Origin of the sequence: Mycobacterium sp. URHD0025, from assembly GCF_000426065.1 — a bacterium.
GTDB lineage: Bacteria > Actinomycetota > Actinomycetes > Mycobacteriales > Mycobacteriaceae > Mycobacterium.
In genome coordinates this window covers 97,716-112,377 of the sequence record NZ_AUEQ01000015.1, presented here as the reverse complement: position 1 = coordinate 112,377, position 14,662 = coordinate 97,716, and the positions used below count along the sequence as shown (strand labels likewise).

The following is a 14,662-nucleotide window of genomic DNA, read 5'->3' as shown; positions in this document are numbered from 1 at the left end:
TTTATCCGGATCTCGGTGCCATCGGAATGAAAAATGAAGTGCGCGAGCAGTATTCCGCGAAGCCCGGTCGGCCCGCCATGTGCTTCTCGGCCAACCGGGCGCCGGTCGCGTACACCAGGAAGTACGTCATCAAGACCGGGGACAGCACCGTGGCCAGCGACAGCCAGCCGCAGATGCTCGACAGCCACAATCCCCACCAGACGCAGCAGTCGCCGAAATAGTTGGGATGGCGGGTCCAGGCCCACAATCCACGGTCCATGATCGCTCCCCGGTTGGCCGGGTCGGATTTGAATCTGTGGAGCTGATGGTCGCCGACCGCCTCGAACGCCAGCCCGACGGCCCAGATCGATACGCCCACAATCAGAACCGGTCGCAGGGCGGCCGGCGTCGGGCCGAGGACCGACGAAAGCTGCACCGGCAGTGAAACGAACCAGGTTGCCGCTGCCTGGATCACGAACACCTTGCGCAGCACGTGACCGGCCGAATAGTCACCATCGAGCAGCTCCTGATAGCGCGGATCTTCTCCTTTACCCGCGGACTTGAGCGCCATGTGCCAGGACAATCGGCCCGCCCAGACGGTGATGAGTATCAACAGCAGGACGCGCCGGAAGAGATCGCCGGTGCCGAGAACGGCGCTGACGGCGGCGACCACGATGAACCCGATTCCCCAGGCCACGTCGACCACGTTGTACCGCCCGAGTTTTCGGCCGATAAAGAAGGTCGCCCCGTGCACGACGGCCAGTGCGGCCAGGGATACCGCGGTGACGATGAGCAGGTTCACCGGGGTCCTCCTGTCGGGGCGAATGTCCACTGGTAGACGTCGAGATAGCCCGAGGCGAAACCGGCTTCGGAGTATGCCAAATACAGCTCCCACATCCGGGCGAAGACATCGTCGAAACCGAGCGCTGCCACCGTGTCGAGGCGCGAGACGAACTGTTCCCGCCACAGTCGCAGGGTCTCGGCGTAGTGCGGCCGCAGCGACATCATGTCGACGGTGCGCAGCCGGGTGTGCCGTTCGGTGAGACCGATGATCGCTTCGGTCGACGGCAGCAGGCCCCCAGGGAAGATGTACTTCTGTATCCAGGTGTGAGTGCCGCGCGAGGCCAGCATGCGATCGTGTGGCATCGTGATCGCCTGGATGGCGACCAACCCGCCCGGGGTGACGAGCCTGTCCAGTGTTCGAAAATAGGTGGGCCAGAACCGGTATCCCACGGCTTCCACCATCTCGACGGACACTACGGCGTCGTAGCAGCCGTCGACGTCGCGATAGTCGAGCAGGTCGATGTCGACTCGGTCTGACAGGCCGGCCGCCGCCACCCTCTGCCGGGCCAGCCGTTGTTGTTCGGTGGACAGGGTGATCGAGCGGACCTGCGCGCCGCGCTCGGCGGCGCGGATGCAGAGCTCACCCCAACCGGTACCGATCTCCAGAACCCGGCTACCCGGTCCTACACCCGCGGTGTCGAGCAGCCGGTCGATCTTCCGGCGCTGGGCGTCGGCCAGCCCGGCCGCCGTCCCCGGCAGTTGGCCGAACAGCGCGCTCGAGTACGTCATGGTCTCGTCGAGAAACTCCGAGAACAGCTCATTCGACAGGTCGTAGTGCGCCGCGATGTTGCGTCGCGACTGCGCAGGGTCGTTGTGGGTGGCGCGCGGCGAGCGGGGCAGCGTCACAGTCCGGAATCGTTGCAGCCCAGCGGGAATCAGATCGCCCATCGACCTGCCGAACTCGGTGAGCAACCCGACGAGATCGGTTGAATGCCACTCGCCGGCCATGTACGACTCGCCGAACCCGATCAGGCCGTGACAGCCGATCCGCCGGGCCAGGGCCTCCGGCCGGTCGATGACCATGGTGGGCAGAGTCGGATCGGCCGCCCCGATCACGGTTCCGTCAGGCAGCGCCAGCCGTACCGGCAACGTCGCGGTGGCCCGTCGCAGCAGTCGGTCGGCTATGACGCCCGACATCGCGGCTACGGGTCCGCGTGGCGGACGTGCCACGTCCGGCCAGCGGGTCGGATCGACGGTGGGGGGAGTTCCGGTCCGGGTGCTCACAGTGGCCTCCCTTGCTTCTCGGTAACGGACTCAACGGTTTCTTCGGCGGGTCGGGGGACCACCGGAACCCGGCGCAGCCACAACTTGATCCCTTCGAGTCGGATCGCGAGCGCGCCGGCCAGCGGAGCCAGCGGCGCAGTCAGTTGCAAGCGCAAGATCTGCCATGTGTTCGTCGGCCTGCGCTCACCCTGGAGGCTGGCGACGAAGGCCGGATGTCCTTGGCGGTGAAGCGAAATGGTCACGTCGAGATGTTCGTCGGGTAATGGCGCCAGGACCCGGTAGTACCCGTCGACGGCGTTGAACGGCGAGACGTACATGCGCTTGGGCACGCGTGTGGGCCGCCCCGCAGGAAGCAGGTAGGCATGCCGCCGGCCGTAGGTGTTGTGGACCTCGGCGACCACGAAACGCAGAGTGCCGGCGCTGTCGTGGCACCAGTACAGGCTCAGCGGGTTGAACACATATCCCAGCACCCGCGCCTGTAGCAGAGCGGTCACCCTACCGCCGCGGAGATCCACGTCGTGGGACAACAGAAACGTGTCGACACGTTGGCGCAGTGAGTCTTTCGGTCCGCCTGCGAAATGGTCATCGACCTCGAATCGGGCGAACGGTCCGAGCCAACGGGGTAGCCGCGGCATCTGGTCGAGATCGACGTACCAGCTGTATCCGCGGTAGCTGAAGCGATGATGCACGGGGGCTCGGCGCACGTGGGTGATCCTGGTGCGGTACAGCGCTGGGGTCAGCATGCCAGCGGCTCCGCAACCGTCCCGCCGGCCCATCGGGCGCCCAGCCGCTGCGCGGCCCGCAATCCCGACGCGGCACCGTCCTCGTGGAAACCCCAGCCGTGGTAGGCCCCGGCGAAGACGATCCGGTCGTCGTCGAGGTGCGGTAGGAGTTGTTGTGCGGCTACCGATTCGGTGGTGTAAGCCGGATGTTCGTAGACCATCTCGGCCACCACCTTCGTCGGGTCCACCAGATGGGCCCCACCCAGCGTCACCAGGTACCGCCGGCTGCCACTCAGCCTCATCAGTCTGGTGATGTCGTAGGTGACGGTGACGGCGTGATCGACGGGGTCGATCAGATAGTTCCAGGAAGCGCGCGCTTTCGGCAGGCGTGGCAGCACCGACTCGTCGGTGTGCAGCTGAGCCTGATTGAGGCTGTAGGGGATGGCCCCGAGGATGCGCCGTTCGTCCTCGCTCGGGTGGTCCAGCATCAGCAGTGCCTGGTTGGGATGGGTGGCGATGACAGCGGCATCGAACCGCCGCGGCTGGTGTCCGTCGACGGTGACCAGCACGCCGTCTGCGCCTCGGCGCACGGATCGCACGCGTGCGCCGGTGATCGCCTCGGGCAGCCGGGACACGATGGCGTCGACGTAGTTGGCCGACCCGCCGACCACCGTGCGCCACGTCGGGGAACCGAACACCGACAGCATCCCGTGGTGTTGCAGGAAGACGAACAGGTACCGCGCCGGGTAGCGCAGTGCCTCACCGGGCGCGCATGACCACACGGCAGCGACCAGCGGGGTCATGAATCGGTCGGTGAAATACCGGGAGAACCCGTGCCGGTGCAGGAACTCGTCGAGGGTTACCTCGTCTCCGGTCGCCGGGCGTCGCAGCAATTGCGTTGCCAGCCGGTGAAATCGGGTGATCTCGCCCAGCATCAGCAGATAGCGCGGCCGGCCGGCATTGGACCAGCTGGGGAACAACCCGCCCAGGCCGCGTGCCCCGGCATATTCCAGACCGGTGTCGTCGTCGCGCACGGACATCGACATGTCGGTGTCCTGCGTGCGGATCCCGAGTTCGTCGAACAACCGGCACAGGGTGGGATACGTGCGGTCGTTGTGTACCAGGAAGGCCGTATCGAGTGCGACGGTGCGGCCGTCTTCGACGACGTGCTGGGTGTGGGCATGCCCGCCGAAGCGGGCGTCGGCTTCCAGCAGAGTGACGCGGTCGCGCGCGGACAGGACATACGCAGCGGTCAGGCCGGCGACACCGCTACCTATCACCGCAACGGCGCGCCCGCCGGGTTGAATATGTTCCACACCCGGTATTCGGAGCCGGCCCGGACCCGGATGGGAAGAACTTCTACCGGAGTTCGGCGATCACTTTCCCGAACGTCTCGGCATGTGCGATCTGCACGATGATGTAGGTGATGCCGTACTTCTCGCGCAGACCGCGAATGTGGTCGGCCATGGCGCTGACCGAGCCCGAGAGCACCCCGGGGTGCCGCAGGAGCTGTTCGTCGCTGAGCCCCGGCAGGAAATGGCGGGGAACGTTGAGGATCGGCATCTCGCTGCCGGGAGCGGGCATCGCGGTGATGGCGATGTTGAGTTCAAGCTGCTCGAACCGGTCACCGGCAGCGTTGCGCAAGAAGGAAACTCGCTCAGCCAATGGGTCACTGTCGCCGTCGTTGACGCCGTCGCCTCCGGTGAGCCCGATGATGTCGGCGGTCTGGGCGGCCACCGTCAGCAGCCGGTCGCCGTTGCCCGCGACGAGGATCGGGATGTCGGGCGCATGCTCACCCAGGTATTCGATGGTGTGGCGCATATGGTCGATGCGGTCGCGCGCGCTGGGGAACGGCAGTTCGGCGGCCTCGAACTCCTCGCGCACATAGCCCGCGCCGAGGCCGAGGTCGAAGCGTCCGCCGGACAGGTCCCGCAGCGCGGTGGCGTCGCGCGCCAGCAACGCCGGCTTGTAGAAGCCGGCGTTGAGCACGAACGTCCCGATGCGCAGCCTGCCGGTCGCCGCGGCCACCGCGGTCAGGGTCGGGAACGGGGCGGGCGCACCGAGATGGTCGGGCACGTTGAGCACGTCGAAGCCGAGATCCTCGGCCTGCCGCGCTGCGTCGGCGATCTGGGATTGGGATCCGGTGGCGCGCAAGCTGACGCCAAAGCGGAAATCGTTGGGCATCACCCGATCTTAGGCACGGCGGCTGCAGGTTTGGGGGTGTCTTCGGCGGGCAATTCTCAGCCGTGGTGAGTCATCCGACGGTGGGTGTCGAGGAGGAGTTCCTGCTCGTCGATCCGGAGCGCGGCGAACCAATCGCCCGTAACAAACAGGTCGCCGCCTACGCCGCCGAGCACGGGGTGGACCTGCAACTGGAGCTGACCAGCTGCCAGGTCGAGACCACGACGGACGTCATGGACACCAGTGCCGCTCTGCACTCCGAACTGACCCGGTTGCGCCGGATTGCCGGCGAGGCCGCCGCCGGCGGGGCCCAGCTGCTGGCCGTCGGGCTGCCGCCGACCGTGCCGCACAAATTCCCCGTGACACCGACCGCGCGCTACCGCAGGATCGCCCACCACTTCGGCATGATCGCCCACGAGCAGGGCATCTGCGGCTGCCACGTCCATGTCGCGGTCCCCAGCCGACCGCATGCCATCTATGTCAGCAACTGGCTGCGGCCGTGGCTGCATGTGTTGCTGGCACTGACCGCGAACTCGGCGATCTACCGCAACACCGACAGCGGCTATGCCAGCTTCCGCAGCGTGCTGTGGTCGCGGTGGCCGAGCTCAGGCCCGCCGCCGCATTTCGATTCGGCCGCGCAGTACGACGCTGCCGTGGCGATGCTGGAGGGAGCCGGCGCTGCGCTGGACGACGGCATGATCTATTGGGATGTCCGTCCGTCGGCGAATTTCCCGACGGTGGAAGTGCGGGTGTCCGACGTGCCGGCCACCGTCGCCGAGACGGTGTTGGTCGCCACGCTGATCCGGGCCGGGGTGATGACCGCGCTGCGCGGGCACGACGAAGGTGAATCGGTTCCGCGGTTGGCGGATTACCAGATCCGCGCAGCCCATTGGAAGGCCGCTCACGACGGCCTGGACGGTGACGGCATCGATCTGTTGGGCGATCAGGCGACAGTGCCTGCGCGGCAGTTGCTCGACCGGTTCGTCGAAACGGTGCGGCCCGCGCTGTTGCGGTTGGGCGACTACGAGATGGTCCGTGACGAGATCGCCCGGATCGCGGCCGAGGGCAACGGCGCGATGCGGCAGCGTCGGGCCTGGCGGCGGCGGCACGAAATTGCCGACGTGATAAGCGAATTGGCGGCGGCTGTGGCCGACGGCTAAGCGGCCCAGCCGCGCAGGAACTCGACCCAGGAATGCGGAAGTTGGTGATGCGCCGCGCCGGCCAGGATACGTTCCAGATAGCCCGGCCGCGGCGGCCCGGGTTCGACGCGATGGTCGATGTAGACCCAGGCCGGTTCGTGGCCGCCGGCAGTGTGCACGGTCAGCCGGTCCCGGCGATAGCGCACCGGTACGCCCTCGGCGACGTCGAGTGCGGCCAGATCGTGGTCGGTGACGTGCCACAAGACGCCGTGGACCTGTGCTGCGCCGAGCGGCTCGATGGTGGCCACGCCGCGCTGGTTGATCAACCAGCTGTGGCCTTCCAGGCGGGCCGGTCGGGGATGGAGCGCCCCCGGACAGCGCCGGGCCATCTGTGTCACGCACAGATTCGAGCCGTAGGCGAAGTACGGGTGAAGCATTCAGCCCTTCACGGTCAGATAGATCAGCACCACGTTGAGCACACTAATCAACCCGGCTACGCCCCAGCCGAGTGTGGTGGTGACGCGGTGGTTGACGTCGTCGCCCATCAGGGTCGGGTTGCTGGTCAACCGCACCAACGGGATCAGGGCCAGCGGTATGCCGAAGGAGAGCACGACCTGGGACAGCACCAGGGCCCGGCTGGGGTCGACTCCGATGGCCAGGACGACCAGCGCCGGGATCAGGGTGACCAGCCGGCGCAGCAGCAGCGGGTAGGAGCGACGCAGCAGTCCCTGCATGATCATGGCGCCCGCGTACGCGCCGACGGAGGTGGAGGCCAGGCCGGAGGCCAGCAGTCCGATCGCGAACAGCAAGGCGACCGTCGGGCCCAGGGTGTCGCGGACGGCGGCGTGGGCACCTTCGATCGAATCCGTGTTGTCGCGACCCTGCAGGTTGGTTGCCGCGACCAGCAGCATGGCCAGGTTCACCGCACCCGCCAGCAGCATGGCGAGCCCGACGTCGTAGCGGGTCACCCGCAGCAGGCGCCGTCGCCGGGCGCCCGGCTCGGGGTGGCCGTGGCGATCTCGGGCCAGGCCGGAGTGCAGGTACACGGCGTGCGGCATCACCGTGGCGCCGAGCATCGCGGTGGCCAGCAGCAGGCTTTCGGCGCCCTGGAACCGGGGGATCAGCCCGCCCGCGACGTCGGCGGCCGGGGGAGCCTCGACGAACAGGCTGGTCAGAAATCCGATCGCGATGATCATCAGCAATCCGGTGATCACCCGCTCGAACACCTGCTGGCCGCGCTGGTTCTGCAAGCTCAGCAGTAGCAGTGACACCGCTCCGGTGATGACGCCGCCCAGTAGCAGCGGCAGGTCGAACAGCAGGTGCAGGGCGATCGCTCCGCCGACGACTTCGGCGAGATCGGTTGCGACAGCGACCAATTCAGCCTGTATCCAGTAGGCGACGCGGGTCGGGGTGCGCGTATGGTCGGCGACCACTTCGGGTAGGGAACGGCCGGTGACCAGGCCGAGCTTGGCCGAGAGGTACTGCACCAGCCCTGCCATGGCATTGGCCACCACGATGACCCAGACCAGCAGGTAGCCGAACTGGGCGCCCGCGCTGACGTTGGCAGCGACGTTCCCGGGGTCGACGTAGGCGATGGCGGCGACGAAAGCCGGCCCGAGCAGCAGCCAGCTCGGCGTCGTACGCGCCTTGATGTCCTCTAACAACGGCCCTACCTTCTATCCGGGTATGCGAATAGAAAAGTTAGGGTACCCGAAACCTGATCCGGTAATCAGCGGCGGTGCGGGTGACGCCCGCCGCCACCGCCATCGTGGTCTCCGCCGGCGAAGTCGATCGCGATGCCGGGAATGTTGTCGTAGCAGAGCGCGGCATACGCGGGATCACAGGCGTACGGCAGGTACGGGCCAATGACCTTCACCATCCGATGCCAAAGCCTCCGAAACCGAATCCCCAGCCGTACCAAGGACCGTAATTCATCGCCGGCGGCGAGGTGACGATCTGAGTGCTGCCATTGGTCTGGCACTGGGTGGTGTTCGGTCCGATACTGGTGCATTTCGGTGCGGCCGAACCAGCAGGTGCCATGAGGATCGCGAAACACGGCACCGCCAGCAACGCGGCCAGGCATCGAGAGGTATTGGTCATGACCTACTCCGATCGCTGGAGTAAGTCTACGTCTGAATGGTGTCGTCAGCGCTGGTCAGAGAACAAAAAACTCGTCGTCCCAGGGGAACATCCCGTAGCCCGGTTGTGGCGGCGTGGAATCGATCTGCACGTTGCCCTCGGTGGCGCATTCGGTGGTCTGGCCGCCCTCGACCGAGCTGCCGCCCGTCACCTCACACTGCGGCAGCAGGCGAGGTTCACTGGGCGCGCTGGGTTCGGCCGAGGCCAGTGGGGCCAGGGCGACCGCCGCGGAAGCGCCGCCGACGATCAGGCAACCGGTGAGCGTGGTGAGGCGGATTTTCATCGCAGCGATCCTTCCAACGGGGTTCTAGCCGCAGCGTACAGACCCCGACCGGTGATCAACGGCAGATCGAGCGTGGTCCGGATACCCGGATCCGCCGCCACGACCGCCGGGATCGCGTTGACCACCCGCGCCGCCGTGGCGACCAGACCGGCGTGGTTGTGGTCGCCGTTGGGGCTGCTCAGGCACAGGTCAAGGGTGTAGGACGGTTCGCCGGTCACCACCACCCGGTACGAGCCGCCCTCCTGGGCGGGCTGGGGCCACTCCGGGCACAGGTCGTCGCGCAGCCGCGTCACGTGCTCCAGCACCACCGCGGCCTTGCCGTCGCGCATGCCGCGCACCTCGAAACGCAGTGCGGCAGTGGTGCCGGCCGGGATGTGCCCGGCCGCGATGTCGAAGTCCTCCGGCGCCGGGACCCGGGTGTGCTCCTCGGTCACCTCATCGAGCTCGATGCCCAGGCCGGCGGCCAGCTGCCGGACCACCGAACCCCACGCCAGGCTGAGTACGCCGGGTTGCAACAGCATCGGGGTTTCGTCGATCGGCTTGCCGAAGCCCATCACATCGAACATCACCGCCGCGCTGTTGTACGTGGCGTAGTCGACGATCTCCATGCAGCGGATCTGCTCGATCTGCTGACAGGTGCCGGCAATGGCAAGGGGCAGAAGGTCATTGGCGAAACCGGGGTCGATGCCATTCACGAAGATGCTGGCGCTGCCCGCCTGGGCGGCACTCTCGATGGGCTCGATCAGCTCGGCCGGCAGGACTCCCCACGGGTACTGCAGGAACACCGCGGAACTGGCCACCACGTTGACGCCGGCAGCCAGGATGCGGCGGTAATCCTCGAGTGCCTCGGGCAACCGGTTGTCGGCCAGCGCGGTGTAGACCACGCAGTCCGGCTTGTCGGCCAGGATGGCGTCGAGGTCATCGGTGGCCAGGATGCCCGTCGAAACATCAAGGCCCGCAAGCTCTCCGGCATCCTTGCCGGCCTTGGCCGCCGAGGACACCCAGACACCGGTGAGTTCGTAGTCCGGATTGGTGACGAGTTGCGTGAGCGCATGCTTGCCGACGTTTCCGGTGCCGACCGCGGCAACGCGAATGGTCATTGTTCTCCTCAGAGGTCAGGGATGGGCAGATCGAGATTGGGCATATTCAGGCCGCCATCGACTTCGAGCACCTTGCCGGTCAGATAGCTGCCCGCCGGTGACGACAGGTACACCGCGGCGGCGGCGATATCGGCCGGATCGCCGAGCCGGCGCAGCGGGGTGGCCTTCTCCATCGGGTCGCGCAGCGCCTCGTTGGAGGCGACGATGTCGAGGGCCGAGGTGAGGATCGAACCCGGGGCGATGGCATTGACGCGGATGCGGGGACACAGATCCAGTGCCGAGAGCCGGGTGTAATGCGCGAGGGCGGCTTTGGCGGTGCCGTAGGCGGCGAATCCGCGCCCGGCCAGGCGCCCCACCGTGGAGGTGATGTTGATGATGCTGCCGCCGCCGGAGTGTTCGAGCATCAGCGGCACGGCCGCACACGTCAGGGCATGCGCGGTCGACACGTTGAAGGTGAACGCATTGCGCAGATCCTGGGTGGATGTGTTCAGCAGCGGTGCGGGCATGGTGCCGCCGACGTTGTTGACGACGATGTCTAGTTTCCCGAACGCCTCCACCGCGGCGGCCGCGAGTTCGGCGGTGGCCTCGGGGTGGGCCAGGTCGGCGACGACGACGTGGGCCTTGCGCCCGGTCTCGGCGATCTGCTCTGCGACCTCGTCGAGTTGAGCCTGTGTGCGGGCCGCGATGAGCACGTCGGCACCAGCTTCGGCGAAAGCCAGAGCGGTGGCGGCACCCAGCCCGCGCCCTGCTCCCGTGACGATGGCAACTTTGTCGTCCAGTCGAAATCTGTCGAGAATCACCTACACTCCGTTCCCTTGTTCGGCGCCACGCTAGCAGGGTGGGTCGACACGCGTGGAGCGTTTCTGAAACACGTTCTAGTCGTGCGGCATGTCGCTTCGCGAGTCACGTCGGGTTGCCCGAAGCCGCTGCGCGGCCGCGGTGGCGGGCGCACAATTGAGTGGTCAGCTCAAGACGGGGAGCCACGATGGCCCAGCAGCGATATGACTTCTTCGGCGACGTTTTCGCGCGGTATTTCAGGCCCGCGATCGACCACTACCCGTCGACGGCGGGCACCCTCGTCCACCGCCTGCTCGCGTGCACCGATGACCTGCAGGACCGGTTGGCTCAAGCCCGAACGGCCGCGGAGGTGTGGGGTGAGGAGGAGTTGGGGCACCCGGGCCATGTTCATCCGGCATCGGAGTTGTTCGTCATCACCCAGTGCGGCCTGATGTACGGCGCACGGTTCGCCGACGCCCGTCGCGGCCTGTACTACTTGGCGACTCCGCACATGATGTTCGACGGATTCGTCGACCAGATCGAACACACACCCCTGAGTGCGGGAGCGGTGGTCGCGGTCGATCGCCGGTGCAGCCATGACCTCGAATCCGCCCACCCCATGGATGCGGCACTGCGCCGGATTCTGGACGAACACGAGGCGCTGCGGGTCGACGTGCCAGCTTGACGGCGGTTGCGCCGGGTCGATGTAAACGTGTTGTTTCGGCGATGTTCGCTGCGCGTTAACCCGTATGGATTCGGTATGAGTCTGTCGGACAACGGAATTCGGCGACATACGTTTAGCCCACTTCAACGGGATCGGAAGGATGGGCTGAATTCAGTGACACGGAACATGAGAAATGTGCTGGCCGTCGGTGTCGGGCTGTGTGGACTCGGAACGGCGTCGGCTGCGACGGCCGCCGGCGCGCCGAGCGAGGCGTCGGCGAGCGAGACCATCAGTCAGCTGCAGAGTGAGGGGTACCGGGTGATCTTGAGCAAGGTCGGCACCAAAGGCATCGACGAGTGCACGGTGAGTGCTGTCCGTCAAGGACATTCGGTCACCGGGCCGCAGATACCGGTCGGTGCGGCAGGCGTCACGTCGTTCAACCCGGGGCAGAACCTGCAATACACGACGGTGTACGTGGACCTGGATTGCCGCCGCTGAGCTATTTCTTGGCGGCTGACTTTTTGGCCGGGGCCTTTTTCGCAGCCTTCTTCGCCGGTGCTTTCTTGGCCGGCGCCTTCTTGGCGGGCTCCTTGGAATCGCCGCTGCCGCGTGCCTTGACACTGGCCTCCAGCTTGGCCAGCAGGTCGGACACATCCTCGGTCTCGTCGAGTTCTGTGGGCTGCTCTTCGACCGCGAATGCTTCTCCGCCTTCGAGTTTCGCCTGAACGAGCTCGTGCAGCTGTTCCTGGTAGTCGTCGCGGAACCGGTCCGGTTTGAAGTCGTCGGTCATGGACTCCACGACCTGACCGGCCATCTTCAACTCGGCCGGCTTGATCTCGACTTCCTTGTCCAGCACCGGGAAATCGGGATCGCGGATCTCATCGGGCCACAGCAGGGTGTGGATCATCATGACGTTGCGCTTGCTGAAGTCCTTGACCCGCAACGCGGCCAGCCGTGTCTTGTTGCGCAGCGAGAAGTGCACGATGGCCACCCGCTCGGTCTCGGCCAGAGTCTTGGCCAGCAGCACATACGACTTCGAGGACTTCGAGTCAGGCTCCAGGAAGTAGCTCTTGTCGTACATCAACGGATCGAGCTGCTCGGCTGGGATGAACTCGACGACTTCGATCTCGCGGCTGCGTTCCTCGGGCAGCGTGGCGATGTCCTCGTCGGTGATCACCACCATCTGTCCGTCGTCGGATTCGAACGCTTTGTTGATATCGCGGAACTCGACGACCTCGCCACACACCTCGCAGACCCGCTTGTAGCGGATCCGCCCATTGTCCTTGGCGTGGACCTGATGAAACTTGATGTCGTGGTCCTCGGTCGCGCTGTAGACCTTGACCGGCACGTTCACCAGGCCGAAGGCGATCGAACCCTTCCAGATGGATCGCATTTGCCCAGTATGGCTTGATATCGGCGCGTGTGCGAAGAACCACCGGATCGGTGCGCCGCGTCAGGTGCCGTTGACCAGGCGGTACACCGACTCCGGTGGCTGGACATCCGCGCCCAGCCACGGCGCCGGGATCGGATCGCCGGCCACGGTCCGCAATGGCACGACTCCGGCCCACGTGCCGGAAGCGGCCGCGTCCTCGGGCGGATCCGGCGGTGCGTCGCGCACCTTGACCGTCCAGCCTTCGGGCGTGATCGGAAGGGCGATCGTCAGCGTCGCGGCGAGCTCCTTCTTCGTGCTGGACCGCACCTCCGAACTGCGGCCGGGTATCAGCGAATCGCTCATCAGATCCAGCGCGTAGGCGGCCTCACCCGGATCGATGACGGTCAGCTGCCCCCGAACGACAGCTGATCGGTAGTTGGCGGTGGAGTCGAAAAGCGTGTCCGCCACCACGATTCCGTCGAGAAGCGTCACGCAGAACGCGGCGGGCGCCCCTGCCGCGACCTGCCGCAGCGCTCCCGCACCCGTCGACCCGTGCAGGATCACCCGGTCGCCGTCGCGGGCGTAGAGCATGGGCACGACCCACGGCTGTCCGTCCACCACAGTCGCGAGCGTGCCCACGGATGCGGCGTCGAGCACTGCGTCGAGATCGGCCCGGTGGCCGCGGGCGTATTCCTGGAGTCTCCTGATCTGCTTCACCCAACGAATTCTGCGGGGATTCCGGCATGGTCAGAAGATCCAGAATTGGCAAGGAAGTGCAGACCACTATCGTGGCCGGCATGGCGCGCCACGCACCCCCGCTGCACTTGGCCTTGCGGCTGCCCGACGACGGGTCACCGCTGCGCCAGCGCGTCGCGGCGGCCGTCATCGAACAGATCCGGCTGGGCCGGCTCGGTCCCGGCGACGTGCTGCCGTCGACACGCAGCCTGGCCGCCGAGCTCGCCGTGGCGCGCTCGTCCGTGGTCGACGCGTACGACGAGCTCGCCGCTGCCGGCTACACCACCGCTCGGCCGGGATCGGGCACCCGGATCGCCGCCGGCGCTGACGCCGCAGCCCACGCGGGTGCGGCGTCGCACGTCAGCTCGAGCTCGGCCACCGCCGCGTCGCCACCCACCCCGCGTCAGCAGCCGCCCGCGTGGGACCTCACGCCCGGCCACCCCGATCCGCAGCTGATCTCGACCACCGATTGGCGGCGTGCCTGGCGGGCAGCCGCGGCCGCGCCCGTCCCTGCCGTCGCAGCAGGACCGCGCGGGCATGCCGAACTCCGTCTGGCGCTGGCCGGCCATCTCCGTCGCACCCGCGGCATCGTCGCAGACCCCGGCGAACTGATCATCGTGCCCGGCGTGGCCTCGGCGCTGCGTACCGTCACCGCGGCGGCCGGACTGCTCGGACGCGATATCGCGTTCGAGGAACCCGGTTACGACGAGGCGCGGCTGGCGTTCGAGATGTCCGGAGCCCGGATCCGTGCCGTGCCGGTCGACGACGACGGCCTAGACCCGGAAGCGTTGCGCGATTCGGATGCGGCCGTGTATTGCACTCCGGCACACCAATATCCGCTCGGGGCGCGGCTACCGGTGCCCCGCCGTGCCCGTCTGGTCCAGTGGGCTGCCCGGACCGGGAGCCTGCTCATCGAGGACGACTACGACGGTGAGTTCCGGTACGACGTGTCCGCACTGCCCGCATTGCGCGGTATCGCCGGCGGCCGTGACTGTGTGGCCTACATCGGGACCGCGTCCAAGATGCTCACGCCCACCTTGCGGATCGCCTGGCTGTTGCCGCCCGCCGCGCTGCGGGAAGCTGTGGTCCGCACCCTGGAGGCCAGCGGTGAATCAGTCTGCGGGGTCACCACTCTCGCGTTGGCGCGGTTCATCGAATCGGGCGCGCTGACCCGTCACCTGGCCAGGGCGGCACGCACGTACTCGGCACGGCGCGCGGCGCTCGTCGGTGCGCTCGAAACACGGTGCGCGGACATCGAACTGGAGGGAGTCGAGGCGGGCCTGCACCTGGTACTGCGGCTGCCCGACGAGACCGACGACATGGCCGTCGCTGCCACACTGCGAGATCGGGGTGTCACCGTATCGCCGCTGTCGGCGTACTTTTCGGCCGTCCCGGAAAGTGCCGGCGCACAGGGACTGGTGTGCGGATACGCGCGCCTGCCCGAGACACAGGCTCACGCGGTGGCCGAGCTCATCGCGGACGTGATCAGTCGCGTCTGATGCGC

Annotated in this window: 17 protein-coding genes and 1 pseudogene; 4 read left to right on the top strand and 14 right to left on the bottom strand. The window is 67.0% G+C overall.

Annotation, left to right across the window (positions count from 1 at the left end; genetic code table 11):
- Nucleotide 1: 1 nt before the first annotated feature.
- Genes H977_RS0123640 through H977_RS0123620 form a run of 5 tightly spaced genes read right to left on the bottom strand, consistent with a single transcriptional unit; the run spans nucleotide 2 to nucleotide 4,952 of the window.
- Nucleotides 2–769 carry a DUF1295 domain-containing protein gene (locus H977_RS0123640; RefSeq protein ID WP_029110183.1) on the bottom strand — a complete coding sequence of 256 codons (768 nt, stop codon included), beginning with the start codon at nucleotides 767–769 and terminating at the stop codon, nucleotides 2–4.
- 8 nt (nucleotides 770–777) lie between these two features.
- On the bottom strand, nucleotides 778–2,046 hold the full coding sequence (locus H977_RS0123635) for a class I SAM-dependent methyltransferase (RefSeq protein ID WP_029110182.1): 1,269 nt from the start codon (nucleotides 2,044–2,046) through the stop codon (nucleotides 778–780).
- On the bottom strand, nucleotides 2,043–2,789 hold the full coding sequence (locus H977_RS33805; RefSeq protein WP_036476956.1) for a DUF1365 domain-containing protein: 747 nt from the start codon (nucleotides 2,787–2,789) through the stop codon (nucleotides 2,043–2,045). Before H977_RS33805 ends, H977_RS0123635 begins: the two co-directional genes overlap by 4 nt.
- A complete protein-coding gene (locus H977_RS0123625) occupies nucleotides 2,783–4,084 on the bottom strand; it encodes an NAD(P)/FAD-dependent oxidoreductase (RefSeq protein WP_051289032.1) in 1,302 nt (433 codons plus the stop codon). The genes H977_RS33805 and H977_RS0123625 overlap by 7 nt, the downstream gene beginning before the upstream one ends.
- A gap of 43 nt (nucleotides 4,085–4,127) precedes the next feature.
- Nucleotides 4,128–4,952, bottom strand: coding sequence for an LLM class F420-dependent oxidoreductase (locus H977_RS0123620; protein ID WP_029110180.1), 825 nt, complete (start codon nucleotides 4,950–4,952; stop codon nucleotides 4,128–4,130).
- A 62-nt stretch (nucleotides 4,953–5,014) separates the two neighbouring features.
- Here H977_RS0123620 and H977_RS0123615 point away from each other — a divergent pair, with 62 nt between their 5' ends.
- Nucleotides 5,015–6,109, top strand: a complete 1,095-nt coding sequence (locus H977_RS0123615; RefSeq protein WP_036476951.1) for a glutamate--cysteine ligase — start codon at nucleotides 5,015–5,017, stop codon at nucleotides 6,107–6,109.
- 5 nt (nucleotides 6,110–6,114) lie between these two features.
- On the opposite strand, the pseudogene H977_RS0123610 reads toward H977_RS0123615, so the two are convergent.
- The 7 genes and pseudogenes from H977_RS0123610 to H977_RS0123580 form a co-directional block, all read right to left on the bottom strand.
- Nucleotides 6,115–6,525 (bottom strand): annotated as a pseudogene (locus tag H977_RS0123610) (gamma-glutamylcyclotransferase family protein); the annotation flags it as partial.
- Nucleotides 6,526–7,752 (bottom strand): Nramp family divalent metal transporter, encoded by a 1,227-nt coding sequence (locus H977_RS0123605; RefSeq protein WP_029110177.1) that lies wholly within the window; start codon nucleotides 7,750–7,752, stop codon nucleotides 6,526–6,528.
- A 65-nt stretch (nucleotides 7,753–7,817) separates the two neighbouring features.
- Entirely contained in the window at nucleotides 7,818–7,964 is a 147-nt protein-coding gene (locus H977_RS35405) for a hypothetical protein (protein WP_155946798.1), read from the bottom strand.
- Complete coding sequence (locus H977_RS0123595) at nucleotides 7,961–8,188, bottom strand: hypothetical protein (RefSeq protein WP_029110176.1); 228 nt, start codon at nucleotides 8,186–8,188, stop codon at nucleotides 7,961–7,963. The genes H977_RS35405 and H977_RS0123595 overlap by 4 nt, the downstream gene beginning before the upstream one ends.
- A gap of 55 nt (nucleotides 8,189–8,243) precedes the next feature.
- Nucleotides 8,244–8,510, bottom strand: a complete 267-nt coding sequence (locus H977_RS0123590; protein WP_029110175.1) for a hypothetical protein — start codon at nucleotides 8,508–8,510, stop codon at nucleotides 8,244–8,246.
- On the bottom strand, nucleotides 8,507–9,610 hold the full coding sequence (locus H977_RS0123585; protein WP_029110174.1) for an NAD(P)H-dependent amine dehydrogenase family protein: 1,104 nt from the start codon (nucleotides 9,608–9,610) through the stop codon (nucleotides 8,507–8,509). Before H977_RS0123585 ends, H977_RS0123590 begins: the two co-directional genes overlap by 4 nt.
- Nucleotides 9,611–9,618: 8 nt before the next feature.
- Complete coding sequence (locus H977_RS0123580) at nucleotides 9,619–10,410, bottom strand: SDR family oxidoreductase (protein WP_029110173.1); 792 nt, start codon at nucleotides 10,408–10,410, stop codon at nucleotides 9,619–9,621.
- A 185-nt stretch (nucleotides 10,411–10,595) separates the two neighbouring features.
- Here H977_RS0123580 and H977_RS0123575 point away from each other — a divergent pair, with 185 nt between their 5' ends.
- The gene (locus tag H977_RS0123575) at nucleotides 10,596–11,072 is read left to right on the top strand and encodes a hypothetical protein (protein WP_029110172.1); all 477 of its coding nucleotides are present in this window, start codon (nucleotides 10,596–10,598) and stop codon (nucleotides 11,070–11,072) included.
- A 165-nt stretch (nucleotides 11,073–11,237) separates the two neighbouring features.
- Nucleotides 11,238–11,549, top strand: a complete 312-nt coding sequence (locus tag H977_RS0123570; protein ID WP_029110171.1) for a hypothetical protein — start codon at nucleotides 11,238–11,240, stop codon at nucleotides 11,547–11,549.
- Between the two features lies 1 nt (nucleotide 11,550).
- Here H977_RS0123570 and ku read toward each other — a convergent pair whose 3' ends face one another.
- Nucleotides 11,551–12,444: a non-homologous end joining protein Ku gene (gene ku, locus H977_RS0123565; RefSeq protein ID WP_029110170.1), complete on the bottom strand. Its 894-nt coding sequence runs from the start codon at nucleotides 12,442–12,444 to the stop codon at nucleotides 11,551–11,553.
- Between the two features lie 60 nt (nucleotides 12,445–12,504).
- On the bottom strand, nucleotides 12,505–13,140 hold the full coding sequence (locus H977_RS0123560; protein ID WP_029110169.1) for a pyridoxamine 5'-phosphate oxidase family protein: 636 nt from the start codon (nucleotides 13,138–13,140) through the stop codon (nucleotides 12,505–12,507).
- Nucleotides 13,141–13,220: 80 nt separating this feature from the next.
- Between H977_RS0123560 and pdxR the strand changes: the two genes are divergently transcribed.
- The gene (gene pdxR, locus H977_RS0123555; RefSeq protein ID WP_029110168.1) at nucleotides 13,221–14,657 is read left to right on the top strand and encodes a MocR-like pyridoxine biosynthesis transcription factor PdxR; all 1,437 of its coding nucleotides are present in this window, start codon (nucleotides 13,221–13,223) and stop codon (nucleotides 14,655–14,657) included.
- The last annotated feature ends 5 nt before the right edge of the window (nucleotides 14,658–14,662 follow it).

Coding starts and splice junctions, on each gene's coding strand:
- H977_RS33805 (WP_036476956.1), bottom strand. CDS start 2,789: ATGCTGACCCCAGCGCTGTACCGCACCAGGATCACCCACGTGCGCCGA.
- H977_RS0123620 (WP_029110180.1), bottom strand. CDS start 4,952: ATGCCCAACGATTTCCGCTTTGGCGTCAGCTTGCGCGCCACCGGATCC.
- H977_RS0123595 (WP_029110176.1), bottom strand. CDS start 8,188: ATGACCAATACCTCTCGATGCCTGGCCGCGTTGCTGGCGGTGCCGTGT.
- H977_RS0123590 (WP_029110175.1), bottom strand. CDS start 8,510: ATGAAAATCCGCCTCACCACGCTCACCGGTTGCCTGATCGTCGGCGGC.
- H977_RS0123585 (WP_029110174.1), bottom strand. CDS start 9,610: ATGACCATTCGCGTTGCCGCGGTCGGCACCGGAAACGTCGGCAAGCAT.
- H977_RS0123575 (WP_029110172.1), top strand. CDS start 10,596: ATGGCCCAGCAGCGATATGACTTCTTCGGCGACGTTTTCGCGCGGTAT.
- H977_RS0123570 (WP_029110171.1), top strand. CDS start 11,238: ATGAGAAATGTGCTGGCCGTCGGTGTCGGGCTGTGTGGACTCGGAACG.
- ku (WP_029110170.1), bottom strand. CDS start 12,444: ATGCGATCCATCTGGAAGGGTTCGATCGCCTTCGGCCTGGTGAACGTG.
- pdxR (WP_029110168.1), top strand. CDS start 13,221: ATGGCGCGCCACGCACCCCCGCTGCACTTGGCCTTGCGGCTGCCCGAC.